Origin of the sequence: Spirosoma rhododendri (assembly GCF_012849055.1) — a bacterium.
GTDB lineage: Bacteria > Bacteroidota > Bacteroidia > Cytophagales > Spirosomataceae > Spirosoma > Spirosoma rhododendri.
Genome location: NZ_CP051677.1, coordinates 378,598 through 397,582, shown reverse-complemented (window position 1 = coordinate 397,582; position 18,985 = coordinate 378,598). Strand labels below are relative to the sequence as shown.

At 55.6% G+C, this 18,985-nt stretch carries 11 protein-coding genes and 1 pseudogene; 3 read left to right on the top strand and 9 right to left on the bottom strand.

Annotation, left to right across the window (positions count from 1 at the left end; all coding sequences use genetic code 11):
* The first annotated feature begins 86 nt into the window (after window positions 1-86).
* The gene (locus HH216_RS01590; RefSeq protein WP_254448637.1) at window positions 87-2,471 is read left to right on the top strand and encodes an outer membrane beta-barrel protein; all 2,385 of its coding nucleotides are present in this window, start codon (window positions 87-89) and stop codon (window positions 2,469-2,471) included.
* Between the two features lie 107 nt (window positions 2,472-2,578).
* On the opposite strand, the gene HH216_RS01585 is transcribed toward HH216_RS01590, so the two are convergent.
* From HH216_RS01585 to HH216_RS01565, 5 genes are all read right to left on the bottom strand, one after another.
* Window positions 2,579-3,514, bottom strand: a complete 936-nt coding sequence (locus tag HH216_RS01585) for a thioredoxin family protein (protein WP_217371890.1) — start codon at window positions 3,512-3,514, stop codon at window positions 2,579-2,581.
* A gap of 308 nt (window positions 3,515-3,822) precedes the next feature.
* Window positions 3,823-4,110 carry an antibiotic biosynthesis monooxygenase family protein gene (locus HH216_RS01580; protein ID WP_169549199.1) on the bottom strand — a complete coding sequence of 96 codons (288 nt, stop codon included), beginning with the start codon at window positions 4,108-4,110 and terminating at the stop codon, window positions 3,823-3,825.
* Window positions 4,111-4,234: 124 nt separating this feature from the next.
* A complete protein-coding gene (locus HH216_RS01575) occupies window positions 4,235-5,584 on the bottom strand; it encodes a thioredoxin family protein (RefSeq protein WP_254448803.1) in 1,350 nt (449 codons plus the stop codon).
* A 125-nt stretch (window positions 5,585-5,709) separates the two neighbouring features.
* Complete coding sequence (locus HH216_RS01570) at window positions 5,710-6,312, bottom strand: hypothetical protein (RefSeq protein ID WP_169549197.1); 603 nt, start codon at window positions 6,310-6,312, stop codon at window positions 5,710-5,712.
* Between the two features lie 67 nt (window positions 6,313-6,379).
* Window positions 6,380-7,234, bottom strand: coding sequence for a helix-turn-helix domain-containing protein (locus tag HH216_RS01565; RefSeq protein ID WP_169549196.1), 855 nt, complete (start codon window positions 7,232-7,234; stop codon window positions 6,380-6,382).
* A gap of 222 nt (window positions 7,235-7,456) precedes the next feature.
* On the opposite strand from HH216_RS01565, the gene HH216_RS01560 reads away from it, so the two are divergent.
* The gene (locus HH216_RS01560; protein WP_169549195.1) at window positions 7,457-8,587 is read left to right on the top strand and encodes an ATP-binding protein; all 1,131 of its coding nucleotides are present in this window, start codon (window positions 7,457-7,459) and stop codon (window positions 8,585-8,587) included.
* Between the two features lie 28 nt (window positions 8,588-8,615).
* A pseudogene (locus HH216_RS01555) lies at window positions 8,616-10,477 on the top strand (ABC transporter ATP-binding protein).
* Between the two features lie 79 nt (window positions 10,478-10,556).
* Here the strand turns inward: HH216_RS01555 and HH216_RS01550 are convergent.
* From HH216_RS01550 to HH216_RS01535, 4 genes are all read right to left on the bottom strand, one after another.
* A complete protein-coding gene (locus HH216_RS01550; protein WP_169549194.1) occupies window positions 10,557-15,662 on the bottom strand; it encodes a putative Ig domain-containing protein in 5,106 nt (1,701 codons plus the stop codon).
* A 1,047-nt stretch (window positions 15,663-16,709) separates the two neighbouring features.
* Window positions 16,710-17,240 (bottom strand): ferritin, encoded by a 531-nt coding sequence (locus HH216_RS01545; RefSeq protein ID WP_169549193.1) that lies wholly within the window; start codon window positions 17,238-17,240, stop codon window positions 16,710-16,712.
* Between the two features lie 119 nt (window positions 17,241-17,359).
* Window positions 17,360-17,719, bottom strand: coding sequence for a hypothetical protein (locus tag HH216_RS01540; RefSeq protein ID WP_169549192.1), 360 nt, complete (start codon window positions 17,717-17,719; stop codon window positions 17,360-17,362).
* Between the two features lie 106 nt (window positions 17,720-17,825).
* Window positions 17,826-18,968: a PepSY-associated TM helix domain-containing protein gene (locus HH216_RS01535; protein ID WP_169549191.1), complete on the bottom strand. Its 1,143-nt coding sequence runs from the start codon at window positions 18,966-18,968 to the stop codon at window positions 17,826-17,828.
* Window positions 18,969-18,985 lie beyond the last annotated feature (17 nt).

Below are 18,985 nucleotides of genomic sequence, written 5' to 3'. Positions count from 1 at the left end.
ATGTACACTAGTATATTGTTCTTCGCCATATTGCAGTCCCACCAGTTAATTTGTCACCTTCTTTTACGAACCATAACTTCATGTTTTTGCGTACTACACTTCTACTACTTACGAGCTTATGTACTATCACGTTACGTTCATCGGCACAGTCGCTTCGTATTCGGTTGCAGGATAAGCAGGCGCAGCCCGTTATCGGCGCAACGCTCCGCCTGACTGATCCGGCCGACACGACGCGCCACTTATACGAACTCACCGACACGCTGGGGCTGGCCACCTTTCAGGCAACTACAGGAAAAACATACTGGCTACGAGCCACGTCAGTCGGCTTTATACCGCTACAGAAGGTTGTGCAGGCGGGACCGAAAGCGCTGACGTTCAGAATGGATCCTGAAAATATTATGCTTCAGGGGGTATCGGTAACGGCGGCCAGACCGCTCGTAAAACAGGAAGACGACAAAACGATCGTGGACCCGGAGCCGATTGCCGCCACCAGCACGAGCGCCTACGAGATTATGGAAAAAACGCCGGGCGTATTTCTCGATCCCGACGGCAACGTGTACCTCAGCAGCACAAACCCCGCAACGATCTACATCAACGGGCGGGAGCAGAAACTGAGCGCGTCAGATATGGCGTCGATCCTGAAAAGCCTGCCCCCGAACAGCATCAGCCGGATTGAAATTCTGCGAACGCCTTCCGCCCGGTACGATGCCAGCGGGAGCGGAGGTATCGTTAATATCGTGCTCAAAAAAGGCGTTAACATCGGGCTGACTGGCTCGGTCAATGCGGGCGTCAACCAGGGGCGGTTCGGGAATCAGTTTGCCGGGGTCAATATCAACAGCATGCGCAACGGGCGTACGGCTTACCTGAACCTCAATTTTACCAACCGCAACAGCTACGAGCAGATTCAGACCAACCGGCGTTTCTCGCCCGACTCGGTGCTGCGGCAGGACGCCTACACGACTACACCCGGTCAGGTGCTGTATGTGGGCTACGGGCTGGGTTTTGCCCCCTCCCGCCGGTGGGACATCAACTTCGACGGGCGGTTTTCGTGGAATCAAGCCAATGCCGAAGCGACCAATGCCAACCAGATCAGCCGGGTCAGTACGGGGCGGCTGATCGCCGACAACCTCAACACGGTCGATAACCGGAACCGGATTCTGTCGTTCAATCAGGGGTTTACGACGAGCCTTAAACTGGACACGGTCGGTTCGGAACTGACCACCGATGTATCGTATGGTTTCATCGGTACGCGTGGGGTGCAGGACTTTTCGACGCGCTACATCCAGCCCGAAGGGCAGACGACGGTTGGCGATGGTTCGTTTACCAATCAGCGGCACCTTATAGCCGCGCAGGTGGATTTGAAGTATAAACTAACCCCCGACCTGACGCTCGAAACGGGGGCCAAAACAACCGTGCAACTGTTCACCAGCGACGCGGCTTATTTCAACGTCGTGGGGCAAACGCGCCTGCCCAGCCGCGCCCGCACCAACCAGTACGACTACCACGAAAACATCAACGCGGCTTACGTGCAGGTGTCGAAACCGTTCGGTGCCTTTCTGCTCAAAGGGGGCGTCCGGCTGGAGAATACCAACATGGACGGGCGGCAGTACGTACCGGCCGATACCACCTTTAAAATTCGGCGGACCGATCTGTTTCCGTACGTGTTCCTGAGCCGGAAACTGGTGGAGATTGCGGGCTACGAACTGCGCAGTTACCTCGTCTACCGCCGGTCGATTACCCGGCCCGCCTACGAATACCTGAACCCCTTCGCCCAGTACGTCGATCAGTATCTGTATCAGGCCGGGAACCCCAGCCTGCGGCCCCAGTTTACCGAAAATTTTGAAGCCAACATCAGCGTGGAAGACCGGCCCCTGTTTGCCATCGGCCGCAACTACACCACCGATATTTTTACTAGTGTCGTCTATCAGGACCCGGCCAACCGAAGCATTGCCTACCGCACCTACGACAATCTGGGCACCAATCGCGAAACGTATTTCCGGGTGCTGGGCGTCATTCCGCCGGTGGGTCGTTACTTTTTTCTGGCGAGTGCGCAGTACAATTACAACGACTACATGGGTACCTACGAAAACCAGCCGCTGCGTTTTCAGCGGGGCAGCTGGTCGTTTTTCACGTTTCACTCCTACAAAATCGATAAACGATCGACGGCGACGCTGAACGCTTTTTTCCGCACCAGGGGGCAGCTTCAGTTCTATGAACTCAGTAATTTCGGCGCGCTGAACCTGAGCGTGAACCGAAAATTCATGCAGGATAAACTGCTGGTGACGCTCACGGCCAACGACCTGCTGTTTACCAACTACTATCAGTTTGCGCTGCAACAGGGCAGCGTTCAGGCCAACGGGCTGCGCCGAAACGATACGCGCCGGTTTGGGCTGACGGTTCGCTACAATTTTGGTATGCGGAAGCGCGAGGAACGAACCAACATGTTCAACGTCGACACGCCTACGCAATAGTCCACAAAAAACGCCCGCTGATCCATCAGCGGGCGTTTTTGCTTCGATACTTGTTTCGTATGCTGATTGAGACCGGGCGGTGCCGAAGCCTTTTCGGCGTGGTCATTTCACTTATCACTGCCTGTCGTTTGCTGGCGGAAGTGATTTCGGTAGCCGTTGGCAATTTGCTCCGCCCGATCTGGTGGTATTGGCTTACCACGCATGGCTTCCAGATAAGCTTCGTTTACCTTAATCACCTCAGCCAGTATTGTTTCGTCTTTTTTACTGATCGCCTGTTTGAAATGGTCCTCGTTCATGGCACGTACACCACGGCCGATTGTGCTGTGCAGCGATACCGTTTCGCCATCAGTAGCGGTTACCAGCTGAAGCATTTTCGGGAAGAGTACCGCCATCAACGGTTCGCTATAGCGCTCCACATTACCGGCAATGATATTCAGCGCTGCATTTGATGTCCAGTCGGTTTTCGGAATCGCTTTAAGATACACCATCAGCGCGTCGTTGTCTGGCTTCTGTTCTGACGCACGCTTTTTCAGGTAAGCGGCCAGGAAAGCGGTGTCACGTTTGCCCGCAGCATAGTCCTGCTCCATCATAGTCAGCGTGTACGTATCCCGCTTACCCGTCAACGCCCTGTCGGCTTCTTCCATCATGACTCTGATACCTTCGTAGCCGACAGCCCGGTAGATCAGATCACCGCTTGCCGACACATAGAGGGCCGTTGGGTAGGCGTCGACGGCGTATTTCTTCGCCACCTCGATACCCTCACCTTTTTCCGCATCGAGCTGGTAATTAATGAAACTACTGTTGAATTTTTCGCCCACCTGCGGGTTGGGAAAGGCTTCTTTGGCCATCAGCTTACAGGGGCCGCACCAGGTCGTGTAGATGTCGACAAAGACGGGCTTGTTCTGCCGTTTGGCTTCGGCCAGCACGGCTTTCCACGAGCCGGTGAAGAACTTAATACCCGCCGGTTCGTCGGTGCGGGGGGCGGCTGCAAACGTAGCCGTGACGGTCAGGCAGAGGCTGAACCAGTGCAGAAATGTTTTCACAGTAATGAGCCGGGTTGACGTGAGGAGCTTGAATCGTGTTAATGGTAATTAAAGGACAAAATATAACTATATAGTTTGTATGTGGCGGTGAACTTTATGGATTGGTAATCAAGGTTTTCGGCCGGGTATACAGCGGTGTAAATGGTGGTGATTGGTGTGTGAGATGGGAAAAAAATAACCAGCGTGACGAATGAATACGTGTTTGGCTGTACATACCGGCACTGTCAAACACAAACGCCCGCTGATCCATCAGCGGGCGTTTTATTATGTACCGATCTAGGTTTAACGGCTAGTTTATGCGAGCCGGTCTAAACCGTTACCTGATAATAGTCCACGGTGGGTTTGCCGTTGAAGTAGTTGCCTAGGTGACTGACCGCCTGGCCGAGTAAACCGCTGGTTTCCGCACTGTGGCGGGCTTCTTCCGACTCCCAAACCGACACCATCAGCGCATGATGGTCTGCCGGCGCGTAGAAGCAATACCCGGACGCAAACCCGGCATGTTGCTTGAGAGCAGGCAGTATGGTGTCCTGAAAATACGTAACAGCTTCCTCGTCCGTCTCGGCCGTTAGTGAAGCGCGAACAATACGTGCGTACATAGTAGTAACGTTTATGGGAAAGTAGACTGGTGTACTGTGAATTATCGGGTAGCAGGTAAGCCGTAGCGTGTTTTGACGATAAAGCGCGAGATGACTCGTGCTTCAGGTTTATGCTGGCCTACCACTATTTCATTTCGGCGATGCCTTTTTCGTAATCGGCCACGTCTTCACCGGCCGCTTTGGCTTTGTCGAGTGCTTCCTGCTCCGTTTTTAAGGCTTCGTCTTTACGGCCCAGCTTGCCCAGCAGATGCGCGTAGGTGTCCAGATATATGGGTATGCGCTTATACTCGAGCGATTTCGCCGACCAGCTCAGGGCCTGCGCCAGATCCTTTTTGTCGGGCATCGACTGATAATACGCCCACGCCAGGCTGTTGAGCCCCATCGCTACGCGCTCGGTTTCGGCGGCTTTCATACTCTCGGCGTACTTTTTGAAACCGGCGCTGTTTTTAACCGAATCGGGCATCATCGCGGTCTGCAACTGGAATCGTTTCAGCCCCAGTTCGTTACGCGCTTTCACCGAATCGGCCGGAATATCCATCAGTTTGGTAGCCTCCGCAACGGCCAGCGGGCGGTACTTATCGTAGTTGCCGGTTTGCTGGTAAAAGCGCATACGCTGACTGTCGGCGATCTGTTTTAGGGCTGCTTCTGACTGCGGACGCATCGCGTTCATAAATTCCGCATTGTGCTTAATCGTCTGCTCCAGCTGCGTTTCGTCTTTCTGCTGGGCTGCCTGACGAAAATCGGCCTGTACGGCTTTTTGCAGGCTCATCATCAGCGGTCGGCCTGCCGGAGACATTCGCATCGAGGGTAGCCGACTCAGCAGGAAACTGTAGCCTTTTGCGTTGGCCGAGGTAAGATTCCCCATGATGATTTCCGTATTACGGTCTGACGACCAGTCGGATTCAGGAACGGCTTTCAGATAAGCGTCGAGGGCTTCGGGGCTGGGCATCCCCACTTTAGCCCGCTTTTGCAGATAAGTCGCCAGAAAGTCGGTGTCACGTTTCCCGTCGGCAAACTGCTTATCCATTTCGCTGATCGAGCCACTCTCTTTACTGGCCGATACGGCTTTCTCCGCTTCTTCCATCATGCCTTTGATACCGCCGTAACCGACAGCCCGGTGGATCAGATCACCGCTTGCCGACACGTAGAGGGCCGTTGGGTAGGCGTCGACGGCATACTTTTTCGCCACCTCGATACCCTCGCCTTTTTCGGCGTCGATCTGGTAGCTGACAAAGCTGGTGTTGAACTTCTCACCAACTTTTGGATTAGGGAAGGCTTCTTTGGCCATCAGCTTGCAGGGGCCGCACCAGGTCGTGTAGATGTCGACAAAGACGGGCTTATTCTGCCGTTTGGCTTCAGCCAGTACGGCTTTCCACGAGCCGGTAAAAAACTTGATACCCGCTGGTTCGTCGGTGCAGGGAACGGCCGACCGGGCTACGGTCAGGGCAAGGCACAGGCCAAGCGAGAGCAACATGGTTTTCACGGTAATGAGTCGGTTTGATGTGAGGATATTGTGCTATCAGTACGGTTGCAAAAGGTACGGATTCTGCGGAAAACATAGCACATTACCAGACACTTAATTGCCGATTCTGCTGTGGGTCAGGTGAGTTGAACCGGTTTTATCTCCTTCGATCGTAACCACGAAGCGACGCCCAGTAGTATCCAGGCAAATCCCCATAAACCGATGACGGCGGCTGGCCGGGCACCCGTCAGGAATCGGAGCGGAAACATGAACACAAAAGGGAAAAGGCCCGCGATGAGTGGTGCATAGCGTTTCCAGTCCGTCCAGATCGCGGCTTTCAGGCTCGCGTACCCGACCAGAATCATGCCCAGCCCGTTCAGAAAAGCACCCATTGGTGCAAAGGGAAGCAGAATCCATACGGCCAGCAGATACGACAGGGCACCCGCCATCGGTACGATAAGCAATGTTCGTTTCGGGCCAGACCCGATTGGCTCGCCCGCCTGCCAGAACGAGATGGCACCAACCAGTAAACCCAGGCTCGTCAGCACCTGCATCCAGCTCGCCCGGAAAGCTGCCAGTGGGTCGTCGAGGACAAAGAAGAAGGGCAGAACGAACCGACCGGCGGGCATTCTATCGACGGCGTGTAAAAACCAGAACGGGAAGCCAAAGACGAGAAAGGCAGCCCCGGCCAGCAGATAGCCGATTGCCGCCCGGCGGAGATACATAGCCGATTGTTCCATAGTTGTGCGATTGTCGGGCAAAATTGAGCAACGCACGTATGGAGTGCATAGTAAAAAAACGACGACTTCAGCGCAGGTGGGGGCGCAGGGCCGATGGCGCGAAAAACGCCCGATGGGCCAGTTCGTCGTCGAACAGCTGGGTCGGACTGGGACCTGCAAACTGCTGAAAGTCTTTGATCAGGTGATTGGGGTCGTAGTACTGGCAGTCGTAGGCAATGTTGAGCCACGAGCGGGTCGGGTTCAGCTCCCGGAGTCGGTAGGCTTCGCGGAAGCGGGTAATCCGGAGAAACAGTTTCGGGCTGATCCCCAGTCGTTCGCGAAACTTACGCTCAAACTGGCGGACACTCAGACAGGCGTCATCGGCGAATTTATCGAGCTGATGATGACCCATCGGCTGGAGCATCTGCCGGGCCACCCTGTCGATCGGTAATTCCGGCTGGCGGCACTGAGCCGCTTTCTGTCGAAGAAACGTATCGACGAGCCGGATCATGGCTGCGTAGCTGTCGGCTTCCGGCAATCGGTCGTGTAGGTCCCGTACGGTGTTGCCCGTAACTGCTTCCAGATCAGCGTGTCCGTCGACCAGCAGGTGCATGGGCACACCCAGCAGCCGAAACAAGCCGCCCGGCTGAAAGCTGACTTTCAGCATCAGGTAGTTTGGGTTGATGGTGATATTCATCCGGGTAAGCGGTTGCCCCACGATAATAGCCGGAGCGGCACCTTCTGGCAACGTATGGCCTGCTTTGACACTGTGCGGCTGGTCGTAGGGGTAGAAATACAAGCACTGCTCCGTCGCCGGTGGGTATGGTTTGACTGGCAGCGCGCTGCCTGCCGTGCGTGCATCTAGGCGGACATGAAGAATATGGTAGTACCGGATGAAGGATTGCAGGGACGGGTGCGGAGTGTACAAAGACGAGAAAACCATAGCCTCTGGTAGTGAACAGGTTGCATTGCGGGAATATACGTAGTTGAAACCCCTGATGCCAGCGCTGAAGCTCAGAATACTAATACCAGCAAGCGTATGATCAGCAGTCTAACCGAGTTCGAAAATCAGTCAGCTTAGCATCGGCTGAGTGCTAGGAATAGTGCCTAATCATAAATTATAGCTTATTTTTACGAGTATAGTCTGAAAAATAAGCTATAATTTATGATTAGACGGCTAATGATGAATGCTATCGAGTTGGCATTATACAAAGGAAAAGCAATTATAGTGACGGGACCCCGACAGGTCGGCAAAACGACGCTACTACGGGAAATAGCCCGACAGGCTCAACAGGCAGTTCTCTGGCTGAACTGCGATGAACCCGACGATCGGGCTGACCTCGATAATGTGAGTAGTACGCAGCTTCGGGCGTTGGTTGGAGCGAGTAAACTGGTGGTTATCGATGAAGCGCAGCGCGTGCCCAGTATCGGGCTGACGCTAAAACTGCTGGTCGACCAATTGCCCGATGTGCAGGTTATCGCCACCGGCTCATCGGCACTCGAACTGTCCGGGGGGATCAAGGAATCCTTGACAGGCCGAAAATTTGACTACCGGCTGTTACCGTTTTCAACTGCTGAACTGGCCGCCGAAACATCGGTTCGGGAGGAAGGGCGGTTGCTGGAACGACGCCTTATTTACGGTTTTTACCCCGACGTCGTGCTCAATCCTGCCGATTCCGATCGCCGACTTGCTGAACTGGCTGACAGCTACCTATACAAAGACATTCTGAAACTACAGGATATCCGCAAACCAATGGTCTTGCAAAAGCTATTGCTTGCGCTGGCATTGCGGGTAGGAAGCGAAGTGTCTAACTACGAACTGGGGCAAACCGTAGGAACCGACCCCGCAACGGTAGATCGATACATCGGCTTACTGGAGCAGGTATTTGTTGTGTTTCAGGTGCATGCGCTGAGCCGTAATCTGCGCAATGAGTTGAAAAAAAGTCGGAAAGTGTTTTTCTACGACAACGGCATTCGCAACGCTATCATCAAAAATTTCAATCCGTTGGACCTGCGCGCTGACACGGGCGCGCTGTGGGAAAATTTCATGATCTCCGAACGGATAAAAGCGAATCTGAATGCAGGGCGAAAGCCTAACTATTATTTCTGGCGAACGACACAGCAACAGGAAATTGACTGGCTGGAAGAAGAGCAGGGCAAACTAACTGCATTTGAGTTTAAGTGGAATGTGCGCGCCAAAGCACGCTTCCCAGCTACGTTCCAGCAAGCCTATCCGGGAACGGATATGAACGTCGTTTCGCCCGATAACTACATGGCCTTTCTGCTCCCGAACTAATCCCGATTGGGGCTTGTCTTTCTAGTATATGGCAAGACAAAATAAATCGACAAATACAACTGACAAAGAAGACGTTAGCTGGCGCGAGCGGTTTGCGGCACTGGGAAATCTACCCGCCTTTTTTCGGCTGGTCTGGCAAACATCGCCGGGCCTTTTTTTAGGCAATGCAGTACTGAGACTGGTCAGGGCGGCCGTGCCCGCCACGACCCTGTACGTCGGCAAGCTGATTATCGATCAGGTAGTACTGCTGAGTCGGCAATCCGGCCCCGACGATACGACGCAGCTCTGGTGGCTGGTCGGGGCTGAGTTTGGGCTGGCAATTCTATCGATGGCGATTGGCCGGGCGGTGTCGCTGCTCGACGGGCTGCTGGGCGATCTGCTCGCCAACCGTATCTCAGTGCAGCTGATGGAGCACGCGGCTACGCTCGATCTGGAACAGTTTGAAGACGCGACTTTCTACGACAAGCTCGAACGCGCCCGGCGGCAGACCTCGGGCCGGACGGTGCTGCTCTCCGGCGTATTCGGGCAGGTGCAGGAGCTGATCTCGATTGGTTTTCTGGCGGCTGGTCTGGCGGTGTACAACCCCTGGCTGCTGCTGCTGATTCTGCTGGCCGTGACGCCTTCGTTTATCGGCGACAACTACTTCAACCAGCGAAGCTATTCACTCACCCGCTCCTGGACGCCCGAACGGCGCGAACTCGATTACCTGCGCTACGTGGGGGCTAGCGATGAAACGGCGAAAGAGGTCAAGATTTTTGGCCTGTCAAATTTCCTGATCGACCGGTTTCGGTCGCTGTCGAACGAATTTTTCCAGAAAAACAAAGCGCTGGCACTTCGCCGGGCCAGTTGGGGAGTGTTGCTCACCGGACTCGGTACGGCGGGCTACTACGGGGCCTACGTCTGGATTGTGTTGCGGGCCGTGACCGGGCAGATTACGCTGGGCGACCTGACGTTTCTGGCCGGTTCGTTTCGGCAGGTACGGTCGTCGCTCGAAGGGATTCTGCTTCAGTTCAGTAGTCTGACCCAGGAAGCCATTTACCTACAGGACCTGTTCGACTATCTGGCGATCAGACCACTGATTCATTCACCCAAAACGACACGTCCGTTTCCCAATCCGATTCGGGACGGGTTCGTTTTCGAGAACGTCGGGTTCAAGTACACCAACTCGGATCGGTGGGCGCTGCGTAACCTGAGCTTTACGCTGCATGCGGGCGAAAAGCTGGCACTGGTGGGCGAAAACGGCGCGGGAAAAACAACGCTCGTCAAGCTGCTGGCCCGGCTCTACGACCCCAGCGAAGGCCGGATTCTGCTCGATGGCTACGACCTGCGTGAGTACGATCTGGACGAGGTGCGCCACAACATCGGCGTTATCTTTCAGGACTACACCCGCTTCAAAATGTCGGCCGGGGTCAACATTGCGGTGGGGATATCGACGAGCGAACCAATCAGCCGCGCATCGAAACATCGGCGGAGCGAAGCCTGGCCGACACGGTCATTGCCAAGCTGGCCGGGGGCTACGATCAGCAACTGGGCCGTTCGTTTGGTAAAGGCGTTGAACTGTCGGGTGGGGAGTGGCAGAAAGTCGCGCTGGGGCGGGCCTACATGCGCGATGCCCAGCTGATTATTCTGGACGAACCCACTGCGGCTCTCGACGCCCGGGCTGAGTACGAAGTGTTTCAGCGATTCGCGCAGCTCACGGAAGGGCGATCGTCGGTGATTATTTCGCACCGCTTCAGCACCGTCCGGATGGCCGACCGCATTCTGGTGCTGGGAAGCGCCGGGCCGTCGTCGGGCGGCACGTTGCTCGAAATCGGTAGCCATTATGAGCTGCTGGAAAAGGGTGGCCGCTACGCCGAACTGTTTGGGTTGCAGGCGCGGGGGTACCAGTAAGCGGTTCCGGTAGTATATAAACAGGGAAGGCCCGACTCAGTAGTGAGTCGGGCCTTCCCTGTTTACTAAGCAGACTACATTACTGCTTCAACACTTTCACCGTTTGCAGCTGAGTCGGAGTCGAAACGCGCAGCAGATAAATACCCGCCTGACTTCCCAGCTTAAGCGTCTGGTGCTCAACAGCGCCAGCACTCTCAACCGTGTGCTCGCTAACCGTGAAGCCCTGCGTATCGGTAATCATCAGGTGCAGGCGCTGGCCCTCGGCATGCTGAATATCAACCGATATCGACTCGTCGCGGGTTGGGTTGCCCAGTACCCGAACGTCGAGTGGCGTTTTCGCTTCGGCAGACACCCGAGCGGCTCCGCAGCCAGCTATTGGGCAAACCTGACGAATGTTGAACACATACGAGGTACCGTAGACGTAGCTACCGTTGACCAGTTGCCGGACCTGAATCTCAATCGGCGCGGCATCGCAGGCGGTGCGGGTTTCGCGGTCGATGATCTGCTGGCAGTTGGTGGTCCAGTCGGTAACGCCGATGGCTCTGAACTCGATAGCTCCACCGTTTGGATTACCACCGGTGGCGGTAAACTGAATGTTGCCCGAGGCTTTGAGCTGCTCGCAGTTAACGTTCGGTGCCGTAGCCTGTAGAGCGGAACCGTTCAGGTTGGTGCTGCCGCAGGTTTGTGGCTGTGGCGTCGTTGGTGGCTGCGTCGACGGATTCGGGTTGACCGTGATCGTGAAGCTGGTCGATGCCTGGCCACCACTGTTGTCGTAGGCCGTTACCGTTACCGAGATCACTTCCGCCGTGGTTGGGTAGGCCCCGAAGAAACCACTACTGAACGTGAAACTGTCGGGCAAGCGGCTCGCCGTATACAGCAGCTCGTCACCGTCAGGATCAACAAACGCGTTGGCCGGGATAGCGTACTTGAATTCCTGACCAACCGTTGCTACCTGATTTGGGATACCCGCGCTGACAACTGGTGCACGGTTTGGCGTTGGCAGGCCACCGCAACCGGCTATCGGACACTCTCTGCGGATGTCGAACACATACGAGGTACCGTAGATGTAGCTACCATTGACCAGCTGACGAACCTGAATCTCAATCGGCGCGGCATCGCAGGCGGTGCGAGTCTCACGGTCGATGATCTGCTGGCAGTTGGTGGTCCAGTCGGTAACGCCGATCGCCTTAAACTCGATGGCTCCACCCGTCGCGCTACCACCGGTGGCGATAAACTGGATGTTACCCGAGGATTTCAGCTGCGTGCAGTTGAAGCCTGGCATGATCGCCCGTAGGGGTGAGCCATCCAGATTCGTGCTGCCGCAGGCTGTCGTCGGTGCCGTCGGATTGACCACGTTCAGCACGAAGCTGGTGCTCACGCTAGCCTGTTGCGGATCAGTCGCTGTCACGATGACGGTGAATGGCGCACCAACCGTTGTCGAAGCCGTACCCGAGATCACACCCGTTTGTGGGTTGATAGTGATCCCCGCTGGCAGCGGACTAGCTGAGTAGGTCAGCGTGCCGCCGTCCGGATCGCGGAAGGCCTGGGCCGTTGGCGTCGAGAAGCTCGCGCCCACCGTAGCTGTCTGCGGACTGGTGATACCTGTACCCGTCAGCACCGGAGCCTGGTTACCAGCCGCCGGGTTGACCACGTTGAGCACAAAGCTGGTGCTCACACTAGCTGACTGGGGGTCCGTTGCCGTCACCGTGACGGTGAATGGCGAGCCCACCGTTGTCGAAGCCGTACCCGAGATCACCCCCGTCTGTGGGTTGATGGTGATCCCCGCTGGCAGCGGACTAGCTGAGTAGGTCAGCGGTCCACCATCCGGATCGTTAAACGCTTGCGCCGTTGGCGTGGTGAAACCGACACCCACCGTTGCCGTCTGCGGACTGGTGATACCTGTACCCGTCAGCACCGGTGCCTGATTGGTTGGCGTGGTGTTGCCACAAGCTGCCAGCCAGTTGTAGCTGAAGCTAGCCTCGTTCGAGCTTCCAGCCTGCGTAGCCCGCAACTGAATGGTCGGGTTGTCGGTGTATAGCCGCAACGTGTAAGGACCGGCAGCGGTGGTTGGCATAGTCTCGTTGACTACCCGGAAGGTAACCGTCTGCCCATTAAGTCCAGCGTAGTTCGGCGTAAACGTTACCTGACGTTCCCCGGCAAATATCACCTGACAGTTGTTCGTTGTCACGCTCGTGATGCTAAACGGAGCACCCGGATTGACAACCGCAGGGTTGACTACGTTCAGCACAAAGCTGGTGCTCACGCTGGCTGACTGGGGATCGGTTGCCGTGACGGTAACCGTGAATGGCGAGCCTGCCGTTGTCGAAGCCGTGCCCGCGATCACCCCCGTTTGCGGGTTGATGGTGATACCAGCAGGCAGCGGACTAGCCGAGTAGGTCAGCGGTCCACCATCCGGATCGTTGAAGGCGTAGGCGGTTGGCGTCGAGAAGGCCGCACCCACCGTGGCCGTCTGTGGGCTGGTGATGGGCGTACCCGTCAGCACGGGTGCCTGGTTTGGCGCTACCGGATTGACTACGTTCAAGACGAAGCTGGCACTGACACTGGCTGACTGTGGATCGGTCGCTGTCACCGTGACGGTGAAAGGCGCACCCACCGTTGTCGAAGCCGTGCCCGAGATCACCCCCGTCTGCGGGTTGATAGTGATACCAGCAGGCAGCGGACTAGCTGAGTAGGTCAGCGGCCCACCGTCGGGATCGTTGAAGGCGTAGGCCGTCGGCGTGGTAAAGGCTGCACCGACCGTGGCCGTCTGTGGGCTGGTGATGGGCGTACCCGTCAGCACGGGTGCCTGATTTGGCGCTACCGGATTGACTACGTTCAAGACGAAGCTGGCACTGACACTGGCTGACTGTGGATCGGTCGCTGTCACCGTGACGGTGAAAGGCGCACCCACCGTTGTCGAAGCCGTGCCCGAGATCACCCCCGTCTGCGGGTTGATGGTGATCCCCGCTGGCAGCGGACTAGCCGAGTAGGTCAGCGGCCCACCATCCGGATCGTTGAAGGCGTAGGCGGTTGGCGTCGAGAAGGCCGCACCCACCGTAGCCGTCTGTGGGCTGGTGATAGGCGTACCTGTCAGCACCGGTGCCTGGTTGGGCGCCACGGGGTTGACCACGTTGAGCACGAAGCTGGCACTGACACTAGCTGACTGCGGATCGGTCGCTGTCACCGTGACGGTGAAGGGTGAACCGACCGTCGTCGAAGCCGTGCCTGAGATCACACCCGTCTGCGGGTTGATGGTGATGCCAGCAGGCAGCGGACTAGCCGAGTAAGTCAGTGGCCCACCATCGGGATCGTTGAAGGCGTAGGCGGTCGGCGTCGAGAAGGCTGCACCGACCGTTGCCGTCTGCGGGCTGGTGATGGGCGTACCTGTCAGCACTGGCGCCTGGTTGACTGGTGAGACGACAGATACACTGACGACCGTAGCCGCACTAACGCAGGGTGCGTTGGTACAGACAACCGAGTAGTTGTATACGCCAGTCGCTGTAGTTGCGACAGAGAAGTCACCGGAACCGGTAATTCCTCCCGTGCCTGTATAGCTCGACGTACCACTGGCGCAGCTTACTGTGAATAATACGCTACCCGTGTTCTGAGTAACCGACAGTGAGCTTACCCCTGCTGGATAGGTGCCACCCGTAGTTGTGACAACCGTCGGCGGCTGTACGGTATTGACGCTTACGGGAACCTGGACAGACGCTACCGGCGCGCCCGCAACACTGGCCGTGACGGTCAGGTTCTGGTTACCGGCTGGCAGGCCAGTGATCGTAATGACACCGTTGTTGTCGATCGCGCTGGCCGATATACCAACCGGTCCGGATACAGCAATCGAAACGATGCCATCAGCCAGATTGAAGTTAGCCGGTAATACGGTAAGCGACAGGGGCTGACCCAGGCAGATAGCTGCACTTGCCGATGCTGAAATGATCGGCGTGACGACGTTCACGTTGACGATGGTCGGCAGGCCCAGACAAGTGCCATTCGAACACAGCACCGTCAGGCTCTGTGTACCAGCGGTGAGGGTGGGCACAGAGATGATGCCGTTGCCGATGAGCGCCCCCGTAGTGAGGGTAGTACCCGTTGGGCACAGGCCTGTCAGCGAAAGCACGCTGCCCACCGTCGTGGTGATGGTGCCGGGCTGGGCGGGTGCCGCTGGCTGAGCCAGTACATTCACGCCGACCGTGGCGCTAGCCAGCGGAACGTTGTTGAGCAGGGCAGTAACGGTGACCGAGGTGGGGTTGCCCACGGTGAGGTTACCCCCGCTGACGGTGAGCACACCGTCGGGTCCCAGGGCACCGACCGTCAGGGCACCCGATGGGGTAGCGGCCGTCAGGGTGATGCCGGCTTGCGTCAGGTCGATGCCCGTTGGCAGCAGCGTCAGCGAGAGGGGTTGACCCACGCAGATACTAGCCGTTGGCGCAGCGAGCGATAGGCCAGCGATGTTAGGCAAAGCCAGAGTAGTTGGCTGTCCGGCGCAGGTACCATTACAGGCAATACGAACAGATTGGCCAGCTACGCTGGCGTCGAGTAATAGCGGAGCTGTGCCGCCAGTCGCAATGACCGCGCCTGTGCCGCTATTCGTAACCGTATAGCTAAGTGCACTGCCAATCGGACAACTACCCAATGTCAGCAGTGAGCCAACGGACGCAGCAACCGGCTGTGTAATGGCCGATACCACGGGTAATCCGGTAACAGTAATAGGAACATCGACCGTCAACGTAGGTATGCCCAAGAGCGATGCCGTTACCGACAATAACTTGGTGCCCGTCGTGAGGGTAGGTGATGTGGCAACACTAATCGTCGCACTGGTGTTGCTTGTCAGCGCGTTAACCGTAGCGGTCAGCCCGGCTGGGGCTGTTGCCGTGATTGCCAGCGCATTGAGCGATGTTCCCACCGGAAGTTTAATCGCAACATCCAGCGTCGTAGATTGCCCTGCGCAGATGGACGTCGGCGTAGTAACGCTGATAAGCTGCGCGTGGGCTCCCATCGGCAGGAAAAGCAAGAGCGCGAAGCCAATCGCATAGAGCCGGTTTTTGGTAGCTATCGATACGTAGAGAAGCTGATGCCACAACCGCAGTTGTGTTGACTGATAAACTGAACTAGCCGTAGGCCAAAGAAGACTACGCACGTAGCTTCGTAGCTGGCCTACCAGCAGAAGTAAGAACTCAATCATAGCATGTGTGGTAAAAACAGATTAGCCAAAACAGAGAGAATTGGTAGTGCTGAACCCTGGAGCCGCAGTCATATGCGGTACTGCCCGAAGCAATGGGCATAGCTGTATCCGGCGGTTAATCGCGGACGTTTTTTGAAAACGTACCGGACTAACCGGGGCTGCTCCATTCGATAAGCCGACGCATGAACGACTCGCTATCCCACCGGGCCTTTATTGGCGACGTAAAGGGGGCGTCACTCGGATAGCCAATGAGTCGGGGAGGGTGTCTGGCAGTCATTGCCATACCCGGGCATAAATCAGTGGGCTGATTTCTAATAGTCTGGAAACCAGTAGGTGTTAACTTAGTCCACCTGAATACTGACTTGCCTGATCGCGGATTAAGTAATTTTTGTTGTCATAAGAAGTTGATCTGTTTTGATAAAAGAAGAGTACATGTTTATCGATCTGTAAAATCGATATCATCATATATACGCTAAGCTATGTGCAAGGTTTTATGTATACCTGATAGGGAATAGATAAATAAAGTATTGGCAATAAGTGTCGGGTAGAAAAAATTTTATTGTTTGTTTTTTACGATTAATAATAAAAAGCCCCTGCATTATTATAGGCATACATTGAGACTATCAGGGTTCGATAATTACTGGCTGCTACAGCGGAAAAGTTATATTTTTATGCCGCTCGCTAAGAATAGAGAAAATCACAAAATCGATTCCTTTTTCGTGGTAAGTCGGTAGTAAAATGATTAATAAATCGAGTATACTTGTATAGTTAAATTATTGCAAATCAGTAAGTTGTGATGAATTTTTAAAATTTTTTATAGTTATTAATAATCAGGCAATTTTTTGATACATTAGTATATAATGGTAATAAAAATGTATACTTGTAAATGCGTAATATTGGAATAGTTTTATCAAAATAGTTGAGTATTTGTACTTAATAAGGTGTTTGATTGGTGATATTTTATGTGTCTTTTTATTTTTTTATGGTAACAAAAAAGGGGCCGGTAAAACTCAGTTTCACCGGCCCCTTTTTTGTTAGTCTGATTGGCTACTCAAACGGATTACCGTCGTACGTAACGCTGGCAAGTTGCTTGTCGAGTTCGAAGATTTGGTCGGCCGGAATTTGGTCGAACAGGTCGAGGCAGCGACGGGCGATGTATTCCTCTTCCATTTGCTCTTTCACATACCACTTCATCAGTTCGTCGGTAGCGAAATCATTTTCCCGGCGACAAACCATGATAATGCGGTTGATCGAATCCGTTACAGCGACTTCCTGCTCCAGCGCGCCCTCGAATACGGCCCGCAGCGAGTCGAACTCCTGCTCGACGGCCGGTACTTCGGGCGAATGCGCCGTACCGCCCTGATCGCTCAGGTAGTGGAAAATTTTCATGGCGTGGTTCCGCTCTTCGTCCGACTGTTTGTAGAAAAAGCCCGCGCTGTAATCGAAGCCGTTGCGGTCGCACCAGCCTGCCATCGCGAGGTATTTCGAGGATGAAACCATTTCCATCTGAATCTGCTGATTCAGGGCCAGTTCGACGCTCTCCTTAACCGACGAACGGAGTCTTACCAGGTCTTTCATTTGTTTTCTAGCTTAGTGGGTAACTGCGGTTTCGCCCTGTAAAGAAAGCACGATACGGCAGTCGTATGGATGGAATTGACTGATTGTAAACAAAGATAGAACTAGTCCAGTCGTAGCTGTCAGGCCAGCGAGCAGCCGCATTCGCGGAGCATACTGTTCAGCTCCAGCATAAGCTGGGCACCGTTGAGCAACTCGCGCAGATGAACGACTTCGCACAGCGTCAGTACGTAGCAACGCTCCGAACGGGGGGGCGTCAGAATCTCCACGTCGTACTCCGAATCGGTGCTGAGGGCCATTTGCCGCACATCGACGGTGTCGACCATGCGCCGGAACTGAGCGAAATCGCGCGCCGAAAACGCCGTATGCGTGTCCCAGAATTCGAGAATCAGTCGGCTGGTACGGTCGCATTGGTAAACGCTTCCCTTGTCGGTTCGGAAAATCTCAATCCAGTGGGCAGAGGGCGTAGCAACGACAGGCACGATAACGAACTGATTACGGGTGAATGCTGACTATGACCCAAAGTAACCGATTAGATCGATTCTAAACAAGCTATTTAGAAAGATTCTTCACTGTCAAGTCGCTGGGCTACACCGGCGCGATCTGTTGCGGGCGTATGCGTATGGGCTTCGGCCTGCTTTTCCGGTTGCGCTTTTGCCACCACATGTAAGCACCGGAGAGGGGGAGGGTCGCCGTCAGCAGGGCCACGAGCAGGGCGATGAGTTTGGTGGGCCAGCCGAACATACTACCCGTGTGAACCGGGAAAATGAGCCGCCGGGCTTTGAAGCCCCGCGTTTCCTCGTCGTAGAGCCGCTGCCCGGTGGGGAGGCCGGTGCGCAAATCGAAATACAGAAAATCGACGATGTTGCTGACCGCGGCTGTTTCGTCGACTTTCGCGACGGTCAGCGACAGGCTGTCGGTTTCGGGAAATGTCAGCGTAATACGGCCGGGGTGGGGGAGTTGCTTGTCGGTCTGGGCCAGCACCTGCGTTAGTCGCCCGGTAGCTGCTTCGCCCGGAGCAGATGCGTTGGCTGGGGCTTCGCGTTTGGTCTGTGGTTTACCGTCGAGGGCCAAAAACAGCAGGTTATTAACCCATTTGTAGCTCCAGATCAGCCCGGTCGATGCGATCAGGAAGATGAACGGCAGCACGTAAAAACCCACGACCGCGTGCAAATCCCAGTTGAGCCGCTTGAACGATGCGTTCCACTTAATCCGAAACCGCTGCGCCCGGTTTTTGCGGTTCGGCCACCACAGCACCAGCCCCGTCAGCATGATAACCAGGAACAGGCTGCACGAAATGCCGGTGATGACTTTGCCCGTTTCACCCAGACACAGGTACCGGTGCAGTCGCAATACGGTCGGGAAAAAGGCTGATTCTTCCACCCGCGTCGCCACCACCCGCCCGGTGTACGGGTCGAGCGCGACGGCCAGCACGTCCTTTGCTTTTTTGCTTTGCTTCAGCTCAACAATCACCGTCCGGTCGGGCTGGTCTTCCACGATCACCTTACTAACTGGCTTGCCCGGAAACTGCGCCGTCGCTGTCGCTACCAACAGATCGAGTGGTCGTCGCGGCCCGTTCGTCGGTGACGACACCGTAAAAAACCGGGCGTTGGTCAATGGTTCGAGCTCGTCCCGAAACGCGAGCATTGACCCCGTCAGGGCCACGATAAACACGACCAGCCCGGACGCCAGCCCCAGCCACAGGTGCAGTTTGATAGCGAGGTGCTTCATGGTATGGGGTTCAAGGT

Excerpts from the sequence above, each read along its gene's own strand:
- HH216_RS01580 (WP_169549199.1), bottom strand. The coding sequence starts at position 4,110 with ATGTACGCACGTATTGTTCGCGCTTCACTAACGGCCGAGACGGACGAG.
- HH216_RS01575 (WP_254448803.1), bottom strand. The coding sequence starts at position 5,584 with ATGTTGCTCTCGCTTGGCCTGTGCCTTGCCCTGACCGTAGCCCGGTCG.
- HH216_RS01570 (WP_169549197.1), bottom strand. The coding sequence starts at position 6,312 with ATGGAACAATCGGCTATGTATCTCCGCCGGGCGGCAATCGGCTATCTG.
- HH216_RS01565 (WP_169549196.1), bottom strand. The coding sequence starts at position 7,234 with ATGGTTTTCTCGTCTTTGTACACTCCGCACCCGTCCCTGCAATCCTTC.
- HH216_RS01560 (WP_169549195.1), top strand. The coding sequence starts at position 7,457 with ATGATTAGACGGCTAATGATGAATGCTATCGAGTTGGCATTATACAAA.
- HH216_RS01550 (WP_169549194.1), bottom strand. The coding sequence starts at position 15,662 with ATGATTGAGTTCTTACTTCTGCTGGTAGGCCAGCTACGAAGCTACGTG.
- HH216_RS01545 (WP_169549193.1), bottom strand. The coding sequence starts at position 17,240 with ATGAAAGACCTGGTAAGACTCCGTTCGTCGGTTAAGGAGAGCGTCGAA.
- HH216_RS01535 (WP_169549191.1), bottom strand. The coding sequence starts at position 18,968 with ATGAAGCACCTCGCTATCAAACTGCACCTGTGGCTGGGGCTGGCGTCC.